Genomic DNA, 21,286 nt, shown 5'->3' on the forward strand with positions numbered 1-21,286 from the left:
GGGGTAGAGCAGCCCGGTAGCTCGTCAGGCTCATAACCTGAAGGTCGCAGGTTCAAATCCTGCCCCCGCAACCAAAAAAGCCTCCCGAAAAGGGGGGCTGTCCGCGTTCAAGATCACAGAAAAATACCAAGATGAAACATCCGACGGCGAAACTGCCCAAGGAAGTCGTGATCGCGTGCAAACGCAAGAGCGCGGCCACTCGCCGCAAGGACGCTTGTTCGATCCAGCATCGAGATCGCTGATGCATGGCCCACTGGATCGCCTGACTTGCCGATCCAACCGCCCTTGGATTGCCGGCACATCGGGACCCACATTCGCCGCGAACAGCCAAAGACCGGCAGGCCGCAGCCCATCGCCTCGAGGTAGATGCAAGACGGGTCGGATTGCCGATGAGGCGCATAGAAAAGGTCGGCCTCGTTCTGCAGGATCGGCACGAGTTCACGCGCGAAATCCACCGCGCCATGCAGCTTGACGATCTCACCCAGATCATGACGCGCGATCTCGGCTCGGATTGACGATGCCAAGGGGCCATCGCCGTAGATATCCAAGCGGAACTCCGTTCCCAGATCCCTCAATGCACGTGCAAAGGGCACCAGATCCTGCGCACCCTTCATCGGAACCAGCCTGCCTGCCGAGACGATCCGAAGCGGGCCGGTCCGCCGACCACGCAGCGCGAGGGTTTCGGCAGTGGCCATGCTTTCCAGGTTCATGCGCCCGTCCAGGTAGACCAGAGTGTCCTGTGCAACGCGCGAATACGCCTTTGCCGCCGGATAGCCGTTCGCTTGAATGCCATCCGCACGCTTCAAGGCACGCCGCCGCCGGATCTCCTGCCCCAGAAGCCACTGACACGAACGCGCAAGCTTCAGCGGTCGCCCCGCAAGGTCCAGCCGCGCGATCTGAAGCCGTGTCCGCAGGTCATACTCGATCGCGTAGACAAGCTTGACGTCAACCTGAGCGGCCACCGACGGCAGGTGCAACTGGCGTGCATCATCCGCCGCGGCCAGGACGACCGCGGCCCCCTCGAGTTCGGTCGCACCGATACGTGCATCGGCATCGATCACATGCAGCTCGCAAGGAAGCTCGTTTCGGTCGACGATGCTCGAGAACGGCAAAGGTGTCGTGCCACGACGTATGACCAGGCGCAGCGGACCGTCCCATTCTGCCGCATGAAGACGCAGCCCCTCGTGGAACTTGTCGTCCATGCGCAGGCCCTCGGGGCCTTCGATCACGTGGACCGAGGGGGTCAATACCAGAAGCCCGCCCATCACCCGCGGCCTCGACGCGCCAGAAACGTACGATACGCATGGCCGGGCAGGATCAACGCGCCACGGGCATAGCGCGGGCCGAGACGCAGTGGGCTCAGCGCTGCGCGCCACGCCCATTCAAGCCGCGCACGACGAACGAGTACGGGGGCGCGCCGCTGGCGGCCAGCGATGAAATCTATGCCGGCTCCGACGGATGCGAAGCCGACCGATGGCAGTGCGCGACAGGCCCGGGCCGCAAACACTTCCTGTCTTGGGGCACCGACTGCCAGCAGGCACAGGCCGGCACCGGACGCGGAAAGCCGGTCGAGAAGCTCGTCGCCTTCGGGGCCGTCGGGATCGAACGGAAAGCCCGGTGCCGTGGTCAGAACGACCGACAGGCCGGGGATCATACGTTGCAGCTCGGACGCACCGTCACGCGCCGCCTCCTCGGTCCCCGCTATGATCGCAACGCCCACCCCTGCCTCTGCCGCAAGCTTGCACAGAGGGACCACCAGTTCGGATCCGGGGACCAGCGAAACCTGCTGGCCGCCAAGCCGCGCGAGCCAGACCACTGGGTTTCCATCCGCAACGATCAGATCATGCGCCTGATAGGCTGCCCGGAACCGCGCGTCCTTGGGCAGCTTTTTCAGGTGATCGACATTCATCGTCGCCAGCGCGAAGCCGCGCCGCGTATCCAGACGCTGCGCAACCTCGGTCAGCAAGGCCGCCTTGTCGGGAACGGTAAGGGAAATCGTGTCGGGACCGATCTTGAACTGCATGAGGTCGAATACTCCGATCTGTTTCTTGCCGAACAGGTGATGGCCCGTCCGTCATACGCCGTCCTAGAGAAGAAGTGCCGCGGCGAGGCCCGCCCCGATTGCACCGAAAAGAAGGTCGTGCAGCGGATCCCAGACCTTGTGCCTGCGGGCCAGCCGAACGATCAGGGGGTAGGCTGCGACGGTCGCCAATGCCTGCCCCGCAAGTCCGCCCGCGATCCCGGCCTGCCGAACGCCAACAAGGAAGCAGGTCAGGAACAGCGCAGCGCGGACAAGCGTCAGCGAGAAATATCCGCGCGAGTTTCCACTTGCCAGTGCTGCCTGATCGTATGTCAGACCGATCAGCGCGGGAATGGTCGCGCATGCGATCATCGTCACCATCGGACCCGCACTGTCATAGCGCGCATCATAAAGAAGCTGTACGAGGGCCGGTCCTATCGCGGCCATGAAGAATGTGAGCAGCAGGAAGCCCGCCGTCAGGCCCGCGCGCACCTTGCGCAACTGTCGGAAGCGGTGTTCGGCCTCCGCGCCTGCGGCATCGCGATAGACCGGGATCATGACCTTGGTGATGACCGTCTGTCCCAACAGGACGGGAAAGCTCGCGAAGAAGAATGCGATGTTGTAGATACCCAGCTCGCCAAGCGTCAGGTACTTGCCCAGGATGGCCTTGTCCCCCTGTGAAAGCGCGAAGCCCACGACGGTGGAGGGAAAGATCCATTTCCCGAAAGACACGAGCTCGGTGACGGCGCTGCGATCCCAGTGCAGGCGATTGGGCGTGCCCGGCAGCATGCGTGCGGCCAACAGAACCTTGATGATCGCCCCGAGGACCAGACCGATCACCAGCGCCCAGGCCGAGCGCATGACTGCCGACAGCGCGATCGTGACGATCACGCTGAACAGGGCGGCCAGCACCTCGACCAGTGTCAGGCGTCCCATCTGAAGATGCCGGTTCGCGCTTTCGACGCGCGTCGTCTGCAGGCCGTGGATGATGGTCGTCAGGCCGGCGATAGGCAGGTACCAGACCAGTTCGGGGATCTCGTAGAACCGGGCTGCCGGATAGGCGAAGATGCAACAGGCGATCCACAGCCCGATGCCCCGCATCACCTGCATCGTGAACGCGGTGTTCAGATAAGACTGATCGTCGCCGCGCTTGCTCTGCATGATCGCGGGGGTGATGCCCACGTCAGAGAAGTTGTTCAGGCCCTGGATGATCACCATGATCAGGGCCATCAGGCCAAAGACCTCGGGAAACAGAAGCCGGGTCAGGATCAGGTTCGATCCCAGACGGATCGCCTGCATGCTGCCGAACCCAAGTACCGTCAGCGCCGAGCCGCGAAATGCCCGTTGCGCAAGGCCCTGCCCGGAAGCCAGCGCCCCGATGCGTGTCAGGATGGCGCTCAATTCGACGCCTCGGCGGTGACGGCCTGCCAGACGGCATCGGCCGTCTCCTCGTAGTGATCCGCAAATCCGGGGGCGATGCTGTCCGGCAGCGGAAGTCCTTCCGGCGGCCTTTCACCGAAGATCGCGGCGTAGGCGATCATGCCCGCCAGCAGGTAGATGGTTTCCGTTCCATGTGGGGAAAGATCCGAGTAGAGCGCATCGAAGGGCACCTCGGACAGGGGGGCCTCGCCAAGCAGTTGTGACATGACGCGCCCGACGGGGATCAGGTCGAAGGTGACATCCGGCCGTTCTTTTGCCAGCTTCTCGACGAAATCGTCGTACCAGGCGGCGTAATCCCCGGTCGCATGGGCGTGATAGGCCGCCATTTCCTCGTCCGATGCGGGAACCGCCTTCGCGAAGGGGTGCAGATCGGCCCAACCCTCGTAGATCAGGAACCGTGGCGCGTCCGCATTCTCCATCACCCAGTCCACCGTGACCAGCGTCGCGTCCAGCGGCGTCTCGCGCCAGCTGTCGGCATAGCGGTGATCGGCCGGGTCGTACTGGATATAGTTCTCGGTGTTGAAGATCACGGTGTCGAAGCGGCCCCCCAAGAACGGCTGGGTCCAGTGGTTCCAGGCATCGGGCATCGCCTTGATGTCCCAATTCGCATCGGGCGGCAGCTTCTTGGCGAAATCCCGGGGGAAGCCCCATGTGCCCTCGCCCGCGAAGGTCTTGCCCGAATGGGCGGCCATCAGGGCGATCCAGTGCGGGGTCGTCGTCTCGTCGGTGTCGGTCAGGTGATGGATCAGACTATTGCCGAAGAAGAAGACGCGGCTTTCGTCGCGGGGTTCCCAGGCAAAGGCGGTCGCAGGTGCCAGCAGCATCGCGGCCATCAACAGGGTCGATCGGGAAGGGATCATCTTGAACTCCTTGCGGCAGTATCGGCCGCCTGCATTTTGGCCTGAAGGGCGGCGGTCAGGCGGTCGGCGACACGCAATGCGTTGGCGACGATCGTCATGCCGGGGTTCACGCCGGTCGATGTCGGCATGAAGCTGGAAACGACGCACCAGAGATTGCGCACGTCATGTGCCCTACAATCGGGATCCAGAACACCCTTCTTGGGGTCGTACGAAAACCGCAGCGTGCCGCAGGGATGGGCGATGTTCAGTTCCGGCGCGTCGTGCAGGAACAGGCTGCGGATGCCCTTCAAGCGACGCTTGATCATCCGGCGGTACCTGCTGCGCCGCGCCCTCAGTTCCTCGTCGATGACATAGTCGTAGATGATGGTGTCGGGACGTGCGGGATCGTAGATCACCCGGTTCCGATCATGGGGCATATCCTCGAGGATGCCGACATAGACACGAGCGTCGCCCAAGGCCAGGGCCGCGATCCGCGCGGGAATGCGAAGCAGCGGGCGCCCGATGCGGATGCGGCGCAGGGCCGAGCGGTCGTATCGCTGACGAAGCACCATCAGGATGTTGCCGTAATCGGCAGGAAGGCCAAGGGACTGGAACAGACCCAGTCGATCCGCTCCGTCACGATAGAAGTCGCGCAACGAGAATGGCTTGGCCGCGCCGTGGCCCGACTTGGCCGAACGTCCGGGCCACAAGGCGATGCGTTCGTTCAGGTGGAACATGAGGCCGCGCCCGACCAGGCCGCTGCTGTTTGCGCAGCCTTGGGGCCAGTCCTCGGATCGTGACGCCAGCAGAAGGCGTGGTGACCCGAACCCCCCTGCGGCAAGGACATAGTGACGTGCGCGAACGACTGTTTCCCTGCCGCCACGAAGGACGCGCAATCCGGAAATGGCACCGCCTTCACTTTCCAGCGCCAAGGCCGCAGTGCGATCCCAGAAGGTGGCATTGCCCGTGGCAAGCGCGGGATCGACCCCGGCGGAGCGGCCGTCCATTTTGCAGGCGCGCGGGCATCGACGTCCCAGGCATTGTTGGCAGCCCGGCAGCTGCCGGATGCCCAGATGTGCGCGATATGGGTGCAGCCCCGCGGCCTCGAAAGCGGCGCCCAATGCGATCTCGGCTTCGGGCGGGGGCAGGGGTGTCGCCATGCCCGACACGGGTTCGCCCAGGGGATCGGGTGTTCCGTTCACCGCCATCAGGGATCGTGCCTTGTCGAACCAGGGCGTGAACGCGTCATGCCCGACGGGCCAGCCGCCCGTGGGATGCCGAAGATCGGCTACATCCTCGATGTCGTGGCGTTCGGGGCGTTCCATCGCGGCGGCACAGAAGACCGAGGTTCCGCCGGGGCCGGTCCCCTGTGCACCCCAACCCGAGGTCGTGACGCCGTTTACAGTCGCCTCGACCGGGGCAGGCCAGCAGCCCGCGCGGTTGCGTTCCTCGGGGTCGGTTCGATCGCTCTCCATCGCGCCGGTGGCGTCCCTTGGGCCGATATGGCCGCGATCGACGAAAAGAACGCGGTATCCCGCCTCGGCCAGCTGCCTGCCGAAGACCCCTCCGCCCAAGCCTGCGCCGATGACGACGACATCCCATGTGATCTGCGCGCTGTCTTCGGTCATGCGTCGATCCCCGCTTAACCGATTATCGCCCGGAACGCGGGCTTGCGTGCCGCGACCGGTTGCGCCGTCGATTGGGTCGATTGCGCCCCGCGAACCGCATAGCCCGTCAGCGCCCCCGCCGAGAGCCATGTCAGGCTGACCAGTGTCGCGTTGGGGATCAGGTCCACGAGACTGGCCGACAGCAGGATCGCAAGCCCCGCCGAGGCGTGACTGACGACACCTTTGCGTGCGGCCAGTCCGGCCCGGATCACCGCGCCGCACAGCAGCCCGTAACTGCCGACATAACCCAGGATCCCGAATGTCGTCATCACGACGATCCAATATCCGTCGGTGACGGTCACGAACAGCCCGGACACCGGGTCGACGACCTGGTTGCGCCCCCAGCCGCCCCAGCCCGCAAGCATCTTCTCGGTCGCGCGGTCCAGAAGCGTGAACTCGTTCATGAAGCGGAAGTTGAGCGAATGCGCACGTTCGGCATCGAGGCCGGTCAGGAAGTCGATTAAGGGCTCGACAGGGAAGATGCGCAGCCATTGCGCAAGGGGATAGAGCAGCACCGCCACGGCCAGAACCGTCGCGACCGTCATCTGCCGATGCGGCCGCGCGAGCAGGATCAGGGGCACCAGCGCAAGCGCATAGAGGATCGAGGCCAGGCTCTTGCACAGGATCAGCACCGCGAACAGATAGATCACGATCAGCTGCCTGCGGGCGCGATCCTCGGGGCCGGCAATCCGCAGCAGCGCCGCCGAGGCCATCAGCGCCATCGCACTGAACATCGCGACCCACAGCCCATGCGCCAGGAACACCATCGGGCGGAAGCCGCCATAACGGATCGTCTGGCTGAAATCATGGGCGAAGAACCCGTAGATCCAGACGTTCAGCTGCGGGCTGAGACGCACCTCCATCATCATGGGGATGCTGTAGATCAGTGCTGCCCCGACCAGCGCGAACAGCCATTCCCGGATCGCCTTCTCGGATGAAAGCAGCCAGAAGCCCAGCAGGAAGGGGGCGATTTCCATCGCGGCGGACAGCATGTTCGCAATGCCTTCGCCGAGGCTCATGCCCGGACGGAAGGCGATCCCGTCGACCAGCGGTTCGGTATTCGTCATGGCCGTCACCAGCGGTGTGACCAGCCACAATGCGACCAGCGCGCCCAGCCAGGGTTCCAGCCGAGGTGCCGCATTTTCGGCGTGGCGCTTGCACAGAAGCGCGCCGAAGGTCGCCGTCAGGGCGATCATGCTGTTCTTTTCCAGATCGGGAAGAAGCGGCAGGTTGATGCTGGTGACGGGGGGCAGCGCCAGATAGCCGGCAAGGACCGTCAGGATCAGCGCACGCTCGACCGGGAAGCGGGCAAAGATGAATGCCGCAACCACAGGCCAGGAGGCCAGGACCATAAAAGCGATCGAATTACCCACTACGCGGCTCTCTATTGATGCCGAGAACGGGTCTAGCGCAGCGTGGCCGCATTTTCCATCATCATTATGGATAGGTTTCTTCGGAATCCTCTCATGGTATTTGTGAATCGTAGCGGCATATGCGAGAAGAAAGTTTGCCGGGCGCGTGCCTGTCTGTTTTTCTTGGTCGAAGTTTGAATAATTGCGAGGCAATCATGGGCCCTGGTTCGACGGCGCATCCTTTTGGTGATGGCGACATCGCGATCGTGGGAATGGGCATCGACGTGCCGGGCGCGTCGGATGTCGCCCAGTTCTGGCGCAACCTGCGGGACGGCATCGAATCCATTCGCCCCCTAAGTCAGCAAGAGCTTGAAGCCGCAGGGGAAAGTGCCGCGCGCATCGCCCATCCGGACTATGTTCCCCACGCGGCATTGCTGGATGGATACGACATGTTCGACGCCGAGTTCTTTGGGCTCAGCCCGAAGGATGCCGCGATCATGGACCCGCAGCATCGCAAGTTCCTCGAATGCTGCTGGCATGCGATCGAACATGCCGGACACCGCCCCGACAATCTGGGATCGGTGGGTGTCTGGGCCGGTTGCGGAATGGGAAGTTACTTTGCCGTCAATATATGCAGCAATCGCGATCTGGTCGAAGAAACCGGAATGTTCCTGCTGCGGCACACGGGTAACGACAAGGATTTCCTTGCGACCCGCGTCAGCCATGCGCTGGACCTGCGAGGCCCCAGCGTTTCCGTGCAGACCGCCTGCTCGACCTCTCTGGTGGCGGTGCATGCCGCGGCGCAGGCCCTGGTCGCAGGGGATTGCGACACCGCGCTGGCCGGGGGCGTCACCATCGAGTTTCCGCAGGGCCGCGGCTATATGTACAAGCCGAACGAGATCCTGTCGCCGGACGGGCATTGCCGTGCCTTCGATCACCGTTCGGAAGGAACCGTCTTCGGCAGCGGCACGGCTGTCGTCGTTCTGCGGCGCATGGCGGATGCGATCGCTGACGGCGATCACATCTGGGCCGTGATCCGCGGCAGCGCGATCAACAACGACGGGGCCGCCAAGGCAGGTTATCTTGCACCGAGCGTCGAGGGGCAGGCCGCGGCCGTCGCCGAGGCGCATCTGCTGGCGGGCGTCGATGCCGCCACCATCGATTACGTCGAATGCCACGGGACGGGAACGCGGCTTGGCGATCCGATCGAGGTCGCGGCCCTGACCGAGGCCTTCGCGCTTGGATCCCCCGGAGGACGCACCGCCATCGGTTCGGTCAAGACCAATATCGGCCACCTGGATACCGCGGCAGGTGGCGCTGGTCTTATCAAGGTAGCGCTGTCCCTGCATCACCGGCAGATCCCGCCAAGCCTGGGCTACGAGGCACCGAACCCCGTCATCGATTTCGCCTCGGGACCGTTCTCGGTGGCAGCCAGCCTGCAGCCTTGGCCCAGCCATCCCGACCGGCCCGCACGGGCAGGTGTGAACGCGTTGGGTGTCGGGGGAACCAACGCCCATGTCGTCGTGGACGAGGCCCCGGCCCGGATATCCGGCGATCCGTCCGATTGGCCAGTGCAGCCCTTGGTCGTTTCCGGGCGGAACCGCGCGGCGCTGGACGCGAACGCCAAGGCCCTGGCCGCCTGGCTGCGCGACAATCCCGATGCCGACCTCGCCGATGTCGGCTTTACCCTCCAGCAAGGGCGCACCGTCTTCGACAAGCGTCGCGTCCTGGTGGCGGCCAATTCCGCCGAGGCCGCCGACCTGTTGGAGACGAACGATCCGCGCAGGGTCTTCAACCACGATCGACCGGCGCAGGCGCCGCGCGTCTCGTTCCTGTTCCCGGGCGGGGGTGCGCAATTCGTGCAGATGGGACGCGGGCTCTACGAGACCGAGCCCGTCTTCCGGGAATGGATGGACCGCGGGCTTGCGGTGCTCGAATCCCTGACGGGTCGGGACGCGAGATCCATCTGGATCCCCGAGCCCGAGGATCAGGCTGCCGCCGTCGCGGCGCTCAGCCGGCCCTCGGTGCAGCTGCCGCTGATCATGATGGTCGAATATGCACTGGCAAAGCTGTGGATCAGCTGGGGCGTCACGCCCGATGCGCTGGCGGGCCATTCCATGGGCGAGAACACCGCCGCATGCATCGCGGGCGTCATGTCCTTCGAGGACTGCATCGCCCTGGTCGAGTTGCGCGGCAGGCTGATGGACCGCATCGCCCCCGGCGGAATGCTCAGCGTCGCCTTGTCCGCCGAAGAGCTGATGGCCGAGGCGGGGGACGGGCTGGACCTTGCGGCGATCAACGCGCCCGGCCTGTCGGTCGCATCCGGGGCGCAGGACCTGATCGACGCACTGCAGGCCCGACTGACCGCGCGCGGCATCGAATGCCAGCGCATTGCCATCGATATCGCCGCGCATTCCCGCATGCTGGAACCGATCCTGGCCGAGTTCGAGGATTTCCTTCGCGGCATCACGCTCAGCGCTCCGAAGATACCGCTGATCTCGAACCGGACAGGCACCTGGATGACAGATGCCGACGCGACCGATCCGGGCTATTGGGTGGCGCATCTGCGGAACCATGTCGATTTCGCAGGCGGCATCGCGACCCTGCGCGAGGTGCCGGGGACATTGTTCCTCGAGGTGGGGCCGGGTCGGGCGATGGCATCGCTGGCGCAGGCCTGCGGGGCATCGCCTCAGCAGGTCGTCAGCAGCCTGCGGCACCCGGACCAGAAGATCGAGGATGACGAGTTCTTCCTGCTGGCCTTCGCGCGCCTCTGGGCGGCCGGGCTCGATCTCGATTGGGATGTCATCTGGGGAGAGCGGCGTCTTCGCGTTCCGCTGCCGGGCTATGTCTTCCAAAGCCGCCGTTTCTTCATCGAACCCGCGACGGGGACCGCCGCCGACCCCGAGGCCGACGCGATGCCGATGCGCCTTCCGGACCACGAGGGCTGGGGCTGGCGACCGACATGGCGGCTTTCGGCGCCAGATGTCGAACTGGACAGCGATGGACGGCCCATCGGCGAACCGGCACGCTGGCTGGTCATGAACGACGATTCCGGCCTGGGCGACGCGGTGGTCAGGCGGCTCCGCGCAGCAGGGCACGAGGTGATCGAACTCAGGCCCGGCGATTCCTTCGCGCAGGTATCGGATGACGGCTTCATGGTGGCACCGGAGAACGGTGCCTCGGATTTCGATCTTCTGATCGCAAGCCTGACGACGCAGAACCGACTGCCGGATCACATCGTCAGCTTCTGGCTGGTTCCCGACGCGACGCGCAGCGGTGCGCGGGCAGGGTTTTCACCCTTCCACCGCCATATCGAACAGGGTTTCTACGCGCTGTTCCACCTGATCCGTGCCCTTGCCTCCGAAGGTGGCGGGGCGCCGGTGTCGTTGGTCGCGGTGACCTCGGGCGCCGCAAGCATTGCTGCCGAAAAGGTGATCTCTCCCGAGAAGGCGATGGTTCTTGGCCCGCTCGCCGTCGGGATGCGAGAGTTTTCCTGGCTTTCGGCGCGCAGCATCGATGTGCCCGCGCCGCAGGGCAGGCCGGATGCGATCGCCGACAGGCTGGTCGAGGACCTTCTTGATCCGACGCCGCCCGCGCGGACCGCATGGCGCGACGGGCGCCGTCATGCCCGCCGGCTGAAGGCGCAACAGCTGCCGCCGCCCGAGCAGGACGAGTTCAACGCCGATTCCGTCGTGCTGATCACCGGCGGGCTTGGCGGGATCGCGCTGCGCCTGACGCAATGGCTGACCCTTGAACGGGGTGCCCGTGTCGTTCTGCTGGCAAGGCGTGCGCTGCCGCCAGAGCAGGAATGGGCGGAACGCATCGCGGCGGATCCCGACAATCGCGAATCCCGCAGGCTTGCGGCCCTGTCCGAACTTCGGGCGGCCGGGGCGCGCGTCACCATCGCGGTGGCGGATGTCGCGGATGCCGCGCAGCTGGCGCAGGCTGTCGAGGGAATCCGCAGGGATGTGGGGCGGATCACGGACCTGATCCACGCGGCAGGGACCGTCGCCGACGCGCCCATGCTGGCCAAGACCGGGGCCGAGGTCGAGGATGTTTTCGCGGCCAAGTTGCACGGGACGCGCAACCTTGCGCATGTGCTTGCCGAGACTCCGGTGCGGCGGACGATATTGTTCTCGTCCACCTCGACCGAGATCGCGGCGACGGGGCAGGTCGACTATGTGGCGGCGAATGAATACCTGAATGCGGTCGCAAGTGCGGGGATCGCGGCCTTCGGTCGGGTGACTGCGCTGAACTGGGGCGTCTGGTCGCAGATCGGCATGGCAGCCGATGCGGTCAGCGGGGCCGGAAACGAGGCTGCGCCGGAACCGGCGGACCAGCCCTTGCTGACGACCAGGACTGCCGTCGATGGCGGGCATCGCTTCAGCGGGGTGCTGGCATCCGACGACTGGATCATCGCGGAGCACCGGACGCGCGACGGCGTGGCGCTGCTGCCCGGAACCGGCACGATCGAGATTGCCGCCCAGGCTTTGCGCTCTGGCGGGCATGCCCTTCCATGGCGGCTGCGCGATCTGACCTTCATGCACCCCCTGACGGTCGAGGATGGTACGCAACGTGCCTTCCGCGCGACCCTGACCCCGCGAGAGGGCGAGGCCGAGTTCCGGCTCGAGGCGGCGGCAGGGGACGGCATGGTGGCCATCGCCGAAGCGCGGGTGGTGGCGGCAAGGTCGCACGCCGGGCATCTGGACATTGAGGGCCTGCGGGCCGGCATGCGGGTCGATCATGCACCGACCGGGTACGCGCTGGAATCGGCTCAGGAAGGCCAGATGGCATTCGGGCCGCGCTGGCGGGTCCTGACGGCAACCTGGTTGAAGGACGGCGAAGGGCTGGCCGACCTGCGCCTCCCGGATGCGGTGCGGGGCGATCTGGACGAAGGCTACCTTCTGCACCCTGCGCTGCTGGACATCGCGACCGGCTGGGCCATGGCGCTTGTCCCGGGATATGACCGGAGGCAGCTTTGGGTGCCGCTGTCCTACCGCTCGGTCGAGGTGCATGCCGTGCTGCCCCAGGCAGTCATCAGCCATGTCCGGGCGTCCGATGCGGGCGAGGGTTACGCATCGTTCGACGTGACGCTGACCGATCCCCAGGGCAATGTCCTGATCGAGGTCGAGGGGCTGACGCTTCGCCGTCTGGATGCGGCCCCATCGGCGCAGCTTCAGGCGCAGCCCATCGCGCCCGAGGCTGCCGCGCGGCCTTCGCATGACAGGCTGGGGCAGATGATTTCCCAGGGGATTCCGCCCGCGCTGGGGCCTGAACTGCTGATGCGCGGCATCGCCAGCGGGCTGGGGCAGATCGCCATCTCCAGCATGGACCTGCCGGGGTTGATCGCGCATGAAACGCGGACCAGTCGTGCCCGCGACATGTCCACCGGCCAAAGCTTCGACCGCCCCGAGCTGGATCACGATTATGTCGAACCCCGCAACGATCTGGAACGCAGCCTGGCAGGTTTCTTCCGCGATCTTCTGGGTGTCAGCAAGGTCGGCGTCGACGACGGGTTCTTCGACCTTGGGGGGCATTCGCTGATCGCCGTGCGCCTGTTCGCGATGATCCGCAAGGCCTATGGGCTGGACCTGCCGCTGGCGACCCTGTTCGAGGCCCCGAATGTCGCGGGCCTTGCGAAGCTGATCGAAGGCAGGATCGGGGCCAGCCCCGAAAGCGGCGCAACCGAGAAGCGCGCGTCCGATCAGCAGGCGGGCGAATACACGCATCTGGTGCCCATGAGCCAGGGTGCGGCCGGGGGCGGCACGCCTCTGTTCGTCGTCGCCGGCATGTTCGGCAACGTCCTGAACCTGCGGTCGCTGGCGCAAAGGCTGTCGCCTGACCGTCCCGTCTGGGGGCTTCAGGCGCAGGGCCTGTTCGGCGACGCGCCGCCGCACGAGACGCTGGCCGAAGCTGCAGCAAGCTGTATCGAGGAAATCCTGAGCATCCAGCCCGAGGGACCTTATCTTGTCGCGGGCTTCTCGGGCGGTGGCCTCACCGCGCTGGAAATCGCGAGACAGCTGGACGCCCGGGGTCACGAAATCGCGCGGCTGGTGATGCTGGATACCCCGGTTCCGCTGCGACCGACCTTGACCCGTAAGGACAAGCTGCTGATCCGTGCCGCCGAAATCCGCGAACAGGGTCCACGCTTCTTCGTGGACTGGGCGCGCAACAAGATCGCCTATGAACGCGCCCGCCGCCGACCTCGGGCAGAGGCCGCGGCAGGCGGCTTCCACAACGCCGCGATCCACGCGGCATTCCTGGGCGCACTGCCGAAGTTCCGGATGGAACAATGGGCCGGCCCGGTGACGCTCTATCGTCCGCGGCTGGATCGCCGTTTCGCGGTCTCGGACGGTCAGCATGTCAGCAGCGCCAGGGAATACGTCTATCACGACAATCTCTGGACGCCCTGGATGCCGAACCTGGCCGTCGAGGAGGTGCCGGGGGACCACGACAGCATGGTTCTGGAACCTTGCGTGCGGGTGCTAGCCGCGCGCATGCGCGACGAGCTGGGCGAGGCGGACAGGCAGGTGCGATCTGGCAGACAGGAGGCCGCGGAATGAAACCCGGCTCGGTTCATGTGGTGATCCTGAACTGGCGCAGTGCCGACATGGCGCTGCGGTCGGCCGAAACGGCCTTGCACGCGATGGAAGGGATCGAGGGGCTGATCACCCTGGTCGACAATGATTCCGGCGATGGCAGTTTCGAAACCTTGCTTTCGGCCGCCGACGCGCGCGGCTGGACGGAATCGGGGCGTGTCCGCGTCCTGCAGGCGGGGCGGAACGGCGGCTTCGGAGCAGGCAACAATTTCGGGCTGAAGCAGCCCGGCGGCCCGGATGTCGACCATGTCCTCATCCTCAATCCCGATGCGTTCCCCGATCCGTCCATGATCCGGCTGATGCGCGATTACATGGATGCCCGGCCCGGTGTCGGGCTGCTTGGCAGTCGCGTCGAGGGAACGGACGGTCGGCATCACGAGACGCATTTCCGCTTCCCCTCGGTCGCGAGCGAGTTCGAGAACGCGGCCCAGACCGGCCCGATCTCTCGTATCCTGTCGCGCAGAATCGTGGCCATGCCCATGCCGCAGCAGGCGGGGCCGGTGGATTGGGTCGCGGGCGCCTCCCTCATGATCCGTGCGGATGTCCTGGAGCGGATCGGTGGCTTCGACGAAGCTTTTTTCTTGTATTTCGAGGAAACGGACCTGTGCCGGCGCGCTGCCGAGGCCGGATGGCCGACGCATTACATGCCCGAGGCGCGCGTCGCGCATATCGGTTCGGCCACGACCGGGATGAAGGAATGGAAGATTCCTCCGGACTACTGGTTCCAGTCGCGTGAACACTACTTCCGCCACAATCACGGACGCGCCTATGCGGTGATGGCGACCGTGGCCCATCTGGCCGGGCTGGGCGTGCGGAGGCTTCGCATGGCGATTGGTCGCGACGATCCCACCTTCCCAAAGGGTCAGGCCGCCGCCCTGATCCGCCATGCATTCGCGCCGGGCCGTCCCCGGCAGATCAATCGTTCGGAGTATCGTCGTGACCCAGCTTGATTTCGCGCTGATCGGTAACGCCTCGCTCGCGCTCGAGGCGGCGCGGCTTGTCCAGGCCCGCGGGCATCGTGTCGTGTCCTTCACGGTCAAGGACCCCGAGCTGGCACGGATGGCCGCCGCGCAAGGGCTGCCATTGGGGGCGCCCGCGGAATGCGACTATCTCCTCAGCGTCGCCAATCTGGATGTCCTGAAGCCCGAGACCTTGGGCAAGGCGCGCCGCTGTGCGGTGAATTTCCACGATGGCCCCTTGCCGGAACGCGCGGGTTTGAACGTGCCCGTCTGGGCGCTGCTTGAGGGCGAAACCGATCACGCGATCACCTGGCACCGGATCGAAGGCGGGGTGGACGAGGGCGCGATCCTTCTGCGCGCGCCCGTTCCCGTCCAGCGGGGCGATACCGCGCTGACGCTGAACGCGCGCTGCTGGGAAGTGGCGCTGCAGAGCCTGCCTCGGCTGGTCGAGATGCTCGAAAAGGGCGAGGATGGCGGCACGCCGCAGGATGCGGCACCCCTGCGTCGCCACATGAAGGCCGACCGTCCGTCCAATGCGGGTCTGCTGGACTTCTCGGAACCGGCCGAGGATGTCGCCCGGATGGTCGATGCGCTGGATCACGGGCCGTATTGGAACCCGCTTCTGAAGCCGCGCATCGCATCGTCGAAGGGCGTCCAGTTCGTGGACCGCGCCGAGCCTGTTTCGGCAAACGGCATGCCCGGAACGGTGCTCGGGGTCGGCGAGGATCACGCGCTGGTCGCCTGCGCTACGGGCGCGGTTCGTCTGTCGCCCATCCGCGGCGTGACCGAGGGAGAGGTGCTGCCTCTGCCGCAGCAGGATGCGGCGCGCGACGCTGCGATGGCCCTGGCCGCCAGGCATGATGCGTTCTGGCGCAAGCGCCTTGCACGGCTTGCCCCGCTTGCGGTGCCGGGGACGACCTCGTCGGATCAGGCGCCCGACTGGCTGCCCCGGACCATAGCCTTGGCGCGACCTCAGGATTTCGACATCGCACTTGCCGCGATTGTCGGAGCTGTGACGCGGATGACCGGCTCCACCGGTTTCGATATCGCCCAAGGATGCGATCTGCCGGAAAGCGCGGCGGGGCATCTGCTTGGATGGAAGCCGCTCGCTGTCGAGGCCGAGGATCTGACGCTTGCGCAACTGGCCGGTCTGCTGGCCAAGGTGCGGGCCGAGAACGATGCCAGGGGGGGCATCATGGCCGATCTGGTCCGGCGCGCGCCCGAGCTTTCGCATCCGGGCATCCCGGGTCTGATCATCGCCAAGGACCCCGGACAGGCGCCTGCGGGATGCGCGATCTGCATCGCCCCCGCATCGGGTGAGACCGCAGGGATCGATCTTTGGATCGACACCACACGGCTGTCTGCCACTGCATGGCAGCCCATCGCCGACGTGATCGAGGCCTTGTCCGCAGCAGACCCCGACCAGCCCATCGCCAGTGCGCCGACGATCGCTCAGGGCCGCGCCGCTCATGTGGCCCGCAACGATGACGGCCCGACCGAGGATGCGGCGACGATCCAGGAGACCATCGAACGCCAGATCGCCCTGCGCGGCGATACGCCCGCGCTGGTCTTTGCAGACCGACAGCTGAGCTATGCCGAGCTTGACGCCCAGTCGGGTCGCCTCGCCCGACAGCTTGCGGCGATGGGCGTCGGTCCGGGCGACCCGGTGGGCATCTATGCTCCGCGGGGGCTGGGACTGGTCGTCGGTGCGCTTGCGATCCTTCGTGCCGGCGGCGCCTATGTCCCGCTGGATCCGGCATATCCCGACGATCGCATCGCGCATTACCTTGCAGATAGCGGAGCAAAGGTCGTCGTCGCCGACCCGGCCATTTCCGGCAACCTGCCCCGTCACGAGGCCCGTGTCCTGCATCTCGACGCATCGGGCCCCGAGGCCGAGCCTGCGCGTTCGGCGGGTGGGGATCTTGCCTACCTGATCTATACCTCGGGTTCGACCGGCAAGCCGAAGGGCGTCATGGTCGAGCACCGCAACGTCATCAACTTCTTCGCGGGAATGGACGCCCGCATCCCCACTGACGGAGAGCCGGGGACATGGCTTGCGGTGACAAGCCTGTCCTTCGACATCTCGGTGCTCGAGATATTCTGGACCCTCTCTCGGGGGTGGAAGGTCGTCATTGCGGGGGACATGCTTGCCACCGGGCAGGGGGCGCCGGTTCAGGGCGGCAAGCGCAGCGGCACCGCGTTCTCGTTGTTCTACTGGGGCAACGACGACGGTGCGGGGCCGCGCAAGTACGATCTGCTGCTGAACGGCGCGCGCTTTGCCGATGAACACGGTTTTGCAGCGGTGTGGACGCCCGAGCGTCATTTCCACGCCTTCGGCGGGCCCTATCCCAATCCGTCGGTGACGGGTGCGGCGGTTGCCGCCGTCACCCGGAATATCGGCGTCCGGGCCGGGTCCTGCGTCGCACCGCTGCATCATCCGGCGCGCATCGCCGAGGAATGGGCCGTGATCGACAACTTGACGAATGGGCGCGCGGGTCTGGCAATCGCTTCGGGCTGGCAGCCCGACGATTTCGTGCTGCGCCCCGAAAATGCACCGCCCCAGAACAAGCCCGCGATGATCGAGACCATCGACAAGCTGCGCCGCCTGTGGAGAGGCGAAGAGGTCGAGTTTCCGCGCGCTGACGGCACGCCTTTCGCGGTCGTCACCCAGCCGCGCCCCGTCTCGGCCGAGCTTCCGGTCTGGGTCACGACGGCGGGCAATCCGGCGACATGGCGCGAGGCTGGGCGGCTGGGCGCGAACGTGCTGACGCATCTGCTGGGTCAAAGCGTTCAGGATATCGCCGCGCGCATTCCCGAATATCACGAAGCGCTGCGCGAGGCGGGCCACGATCCCGCCGATTTCACCGTGACGCTGATGCTGCACAGCTTCCTGTCGGACAGCCGCGACGAAGCCATGGAAGTCGCACGAGAGCCGATGAAGGAGTATCTGCGTGCCGCCGCCGCGCTGGTGAAGCAGTACGCCTGGGCATTTCCCGCCTTCAAGAAGCCGCAAGGTGTCACCGATCCCATGTCGATCGACCTGTCCACCCTCTCGGACGAGGAGATGGACGGGATCCTGGAATTCGCCTTCCTGCGGTATTTCAACGATTCCGGGCTGTTCGGAACGGTTGACGACGCCGAGGGCCGCATCCGGGAACTGCAGGCGATCGGCGTGAACGAGATCGCCTGCCTCATAGACTATGGCATTCCGTCCGCGCAGGTCATGGAGGGGCTGCAGCATCTGGCCGTGCTTCATGATCGCGTCAATCCGATCACCGAAACCCAGGGCGATTACAGCATCGCGGCCCAGATCGAGCGGCATGGCGTCACCCATCTGCAGGCCACGCCCTCGATGGCGCGCCTGCTTCTGGAAGATGAGGCCACGCGAAAGGCAATGCGCGGGCTGCGCATGATCGCACTTGGCGGCGAGGCGCTGAGCCCCGGCCTGCTGTCCGATCTGCGGGCCAGCAGCAAGGCCCGCATCCTGAACATGTACGGTCCGACCGAGACGACGATCTGGTCCGCGGTGGCCGATCTGGGGCATGAAGGTGTGTCGGTCTGGCTTGGCGACCCGATTGCGGGGACCAGCCTTCATCTGCGCGATCCGTTGGGACAACCCGTCGGCGACGGCGTCGCAGGAGAGCTGTGGATCGGTGGCGCGGGCGTGACCCGTGGATACTGGGAACGACCAGAACAGACGGCCAAGGCCTTCGTGGAAACACCCGAAGGCGTGCTCTATCGGACGGGCGATCTGTGCCGCCGCGAAGCCGACGGACGATTGGTGTTCCTTGGCAGGGTCGATCAGCAGGTGAAGCTGCGTGGTTACCGCATCGAACTGGGAGAGATCGAGGCCCGCATGGCGGCCCTGCCGGGGGTGCGCGAGGTTGCGGTGATCGCCAAGGCCGAAGGCGACGGCGAAAGGCAGCTGACCGGATTCGTGACCGGCGACGAAGGCTTGGATGTGCAGGGGATCAGAACCGCACTTGCACGGGATCTGCCGGATTTCATGGTTCCCCTTCGCATTCACCGGCTGGACGCCATGCCGCTGACCCCGAACCGCAAGATCGACCGCAAGTCGCTGGCCGTGACGGATGTTCAGCCCGCGCCAGCACCGGTTCCGAAGCCCGTCACGCCGCAGCCCGCGACTGCACCCGCCGCTGCGCAGGCCATGGGTGGCAGCGACCTAGAGGCAGGCATCGCCGCGCTGATGGCCCGTATCCTGGGGTTGGCCGAGGTACGCCCCGAGGATAACTTCTTCACGCTTGGGGGGCATTCGCTTCTTGCCGTGCAATTGCATCGCAGTCTGCGGGACGAACTGGGTCTGCAGCGTGCATCGATCACCGATGTCTTCCGTTTCCCGGTATTGCGGGATCTTGCGGCTCATCTTTCCGCGGGCAAGGCGCCTGCCGAGATCAAGCCGGCAGCACCACGTCCGGTCGTTCAGGCCGCGGCCCCTGTCGACGATGGGCGTCAGGACATGATGGCCGCCCGGCGTGCGCTGAGGGCGCAGATGAGACCGAGAAGATGAACCTGCGGGCCGCCCTTCAGGCGGTCCTGCCTTCCGAAGCGGGATATGGCGTATGTCGCCTGGACAACGCGCCCGAGCCCTGGCCCGAGGAGATCGCCGCGCTTGGCAGGGCAGTCGATGCACGGAGGCGCGAATTCGCCGCCGGTCGCGCGGCAGCGCGTGACGCGCTGCGCATGGTGGGGCATGCGCCCGTTGCCTTGCCGGTTGGCCACGGGCGTGCACCGGTCTGGCCAAAGGGTATGTGCGGAAGCATCTCGCACGGAGGCGGCGTCGCTGTCGCGACCGGTGTGGTCGCGGGTGAAATCGTCGGGATAGGGGTGGACGTCGAACCGGCCGCGCCACTGCCTTGCGACCTTCGTCCAGAGATCTTGCACGGGCGCGACTTGAACGAGAGCGGTCTTGATGACGGGCTGGCCGCAAGGATCATTTTCTCGGCCAAGGAATCGCTGTTCAAGGCGCAGTTCCCATCCACCGGGCTTTGGCTGGATTTCGGCGATGCTGCGATCACGCTGCACGCGTCGGGCTTTGCCGCGCGGGTTTCCGACCTGAGGATCGCGGGGCGGTGGGCAATCGCGGAAGGCGTGGTTCTTTCAGCGCTGTGGCTGGGCGCGGAACAGATCGGCCAGCTTCGCAGCCTCGATCCCGACATCGTGCCTCGTTAGCGCGCGCGCCCGTGCGGCGCGGCCCATTGCGATCAGCTCGTCGCGTGGCGTGGTGGCGGCGGCGTCGATTGCATCGGCCAGAGCCTGGGCATCGCCTGCCGGGACAAGCCAGCCCGTTTTGCCGTCCTGCATCAGCTCGGGAATGCCGGCGATATAGGTCGCGATCGCGGGGCGTGCCGAAGCCATCGCCTCCATCAGGACGACGGGCAGTCCCTCTGCAAAACTTGGCAGGACCAGCGCATGGGAATTCGCGATGGCTGCCCGGACGCCTTCCTCGTTCAGCCATCCCGGCAAGTGCACACGATCCTGCAGTCCGGCTTCGGCAACGGCCTGGCGCAAGGAGGGCCCCATCGGCCCATCGCCCACCAGCGTCAGCTCGACCGGCTGGGTTGCACGGCTCAGCGCGTCGATCAGAAGGTGCCAGCCCTTTTGTTCGGCGAAACGGCCGATGGCGACGAGGCGCAGCGGCCCCTCGGGCAGAGGCGCCGGAGCCGCGAAGAGCCGTGGTTCGATGCCACAATGAACGACATGGATCCGGTCCCAGTTGGCGGCATCCGTCCAGCGGCTAAGCTGGCTGCGTCCGAAGGAACTGACCGCGACGGCGAACCGGCAGTCTGCAAGCTTGTCGCCCAGGGACAGGCCCTGCGGGCGGTCGAATTCCTCGGGGCCGTGAACGGTAAAGCTGTAGCCGGGCCCGCCCAGCAGTTTCACATAGCGCACGACATCCGTCGAGTTCGTGCCGAAATGGGCATGCAGATGCGTCACGCCCTGATCCTCGCACAGGCGCTTCAGCATGGCCGCCTCGGCCAGATAGATCATCTGCCGCAGGACGCCGCGGCCCGGACCGCCCTGCCTGCCTGCACGAAGCACGGATGCCAGCACTTGCGGCGCGCGTGCCAGATTCCGCAGCAGCGCGTTGCCGAGGGCTGCAGCCCCGTGTGCCAGGATATACTCGGTCGCCATCTTCTCTTCGCGATCGGCCTGGTCGGGAAGCGCGGCGCCATCGGCTCTCATTGCGAATCGCCTGACACGCAGACCTTGTGCTTCGAGGGCGCGAATCTCGCGTCGGATGAAGGTCTGGGATGGCCGGGGGTAGGTATTTACCACATATCCGACGGTGACAGCGGTGCTATTGTGCATATCAGTGCCGCTTTCGGCGACGACTTGCCGTTTTTCGCTGTCCATTTGCGGTAATTGGCCTTTATTCTGCGGTGAACTGA

Annotated in this window: 11 protein-coding genes; 4 read left to right on the forward strand and 7 right to left on the reverse strand. The window is 65.8% G+C overall.

Annotation, left to right across the window (positions count from 1 at the left end):
• Positions 1-113: 113 nt before the first annotated feature.
• The 6 genes from QMZ16_RS01480 to QMZ16_RS01505 form a co-directional block, all read right to left on the reverse strand.
• A complete protein-coding gene (locus tag QMZ16_RS01480; protein WP_282601837.1) occupies positions 114-1,265 on the reverse strand; it encodes a glycosyltransferase in 1,152 nt (383 codons plus the stop codon).
• Positions 1,265-2,023, reverse strand: a complete 759-nt coding sequence (locus QMZ16_RS01485; RefSeq protein WP_282601838.1) for a WecB/TagA/CpsF family glycosyltransferase — start codon at positions 2,021-2,023, stop codon at positions 1,265-1,267. Before QMZ16_RS01485 ends, QMZ16_RS01480 begins: the two co-directional genes overlap by 1 nt.
• 63 nt (positions 2,024-2,086) lie before the next feature.
• Positions 2,087-3,421, reverse strand: coding sequence for an oligosaccharide flippase family protein (locus tag QMZ16_RS01490; protein WP_282601839.1), 1,335 nt, complete (start codon positions 3,419-3,421; stop codon positions 2,087-2,089).
• Positions 3,418-4,320, reverse strand: coding sequence for a hypothetical protein (locus tag QMZ16_RS01495; protein WP_282601840.1), 903 nt, complete (start codon positions 4,318-4,320; stop codon positions 3,418-3,420). The genes QMZ16_RS01490 and QMZ16_RS01495 overlap by 4 nt, the downstream gene beginning before the upstream one ends.
• A complete protein-coding gene (locus QMZ16_RS01500) occupies positions 4,317-5,927 on the reverse strand; it encodes a GMC family oxidoreductase (RefSeq protein WP_282601841.1) in 1,611 nt (536 codons plus the stop codon). Before QMZ16_RS01500 ends, QMZ16_RS01495 begins: the two co-directional genes overlap by 4 nt.
• A gap of 14 nt (positions 5,928-5,941) precedes the next feature.
• Entirely contained in the window at positions 5,942-7,297 is a 1,356-nt protein-coding gene (locus QMZ16_RS01505; protein ID WP_282601842.1) for a hypothetical protein, read from the reverse strand.
• Positions 7,298-7,533: 236 nt separating this feature from the next.
• Between QMZ16_RS01505 and QMZ16_RS01510 the strand changes: the two genes are divergently transcribed.
• From QMZ16_RS01510 to QMZ16_RS01525, 4 genes are read left to right on the forward strand one after another with little or no spacing between them, the layout of a single operon-like run.
• The gene (locus QMZ16_RS01510) at positions 7,534-13,881 is read left to right on the forward strand and encodes a type I polyketide synthase (protein WP_282601843.1); all 6,348 of its coding nucleotides are present in this window, start codon (positions 7,534-7,536) and stop codon (positions 13,879-13,881) included.
• Complete coding sequence (locus QMZ16_RS01515) at positions 13,878-14,867, forward strand: glycosyltransferase (RefSeq protein WP_282601844.1); 990 nt, start codon at positions 13,878-13,880, stop codon at positions 14,865-14,867. The genes QMZ16_RS01510 and QMZ16_RS01515 overlap by 4 nt, the downstream gene beginning before the upstream one ends.
• Complete coding sequence (locus QMZ16_RS01520) at positions 14,854-19,404, forward strand: MupA/Atu3671 family FMN-dependent luciferase-like monooxygenase (RefSeq protein ID WP_282601845.1); 4,551 nt, start codon at positions 14,854-14,856, stop codon at positions 19,402-19,404. Before QMZ16_RS01515 ends, QMZ16_RS01520 begins: the two co-directional genes overlap by 14 nt.
• Positions 19,401-20,066: a 4'-phosphopantetheinyl transferase superfamily protein gene (locus QMZ16_RS01525; RefSeq protein ID WP_282601846.1), complete on the forward strand. Its 666-nt coding sequence runs from the start codon at positions 19,401-19,403 to the stop codon at positions 20,064-20,066. The genes QMZ16_RS01520 and QMZ16_RS01525 overlap by 4 nt, the downstream gene beginning before the upstream one ends.
• Here QMZ16_RS01525 and QMZ16_RS01530 read toward each other — a convergent pair.
• Positions 19,995-21,251 (reverse strand): glycosyltransferase, encoded by a 1,257-nt coding sequence (locus QMZ16_RS01530; RefSeq protein WP_348984647.1) that lies wholly within the window; start codon positions 21,249-21,251, stop codon positions 19,995-19,997. The genes QMZ16_RS01525 and QMZ16_RS01530 overlap by 72 nt on opposite strands.
• Positions 21,252-21,286: the final 35 nt, after the last annotated feature.

Source organism: Paracoccus sp. PARArs4 (assembly GCF_947311865.1).
In the GTDB taxonomy this organism is placed as follows: domain Bacteria; phylum Pseudomonadota; class Alphaproteobacteria; order Rhodobacterales; family Rhodobacteraceae; genus Paracoccus; species Paracoccus zeaxanthinifaciens.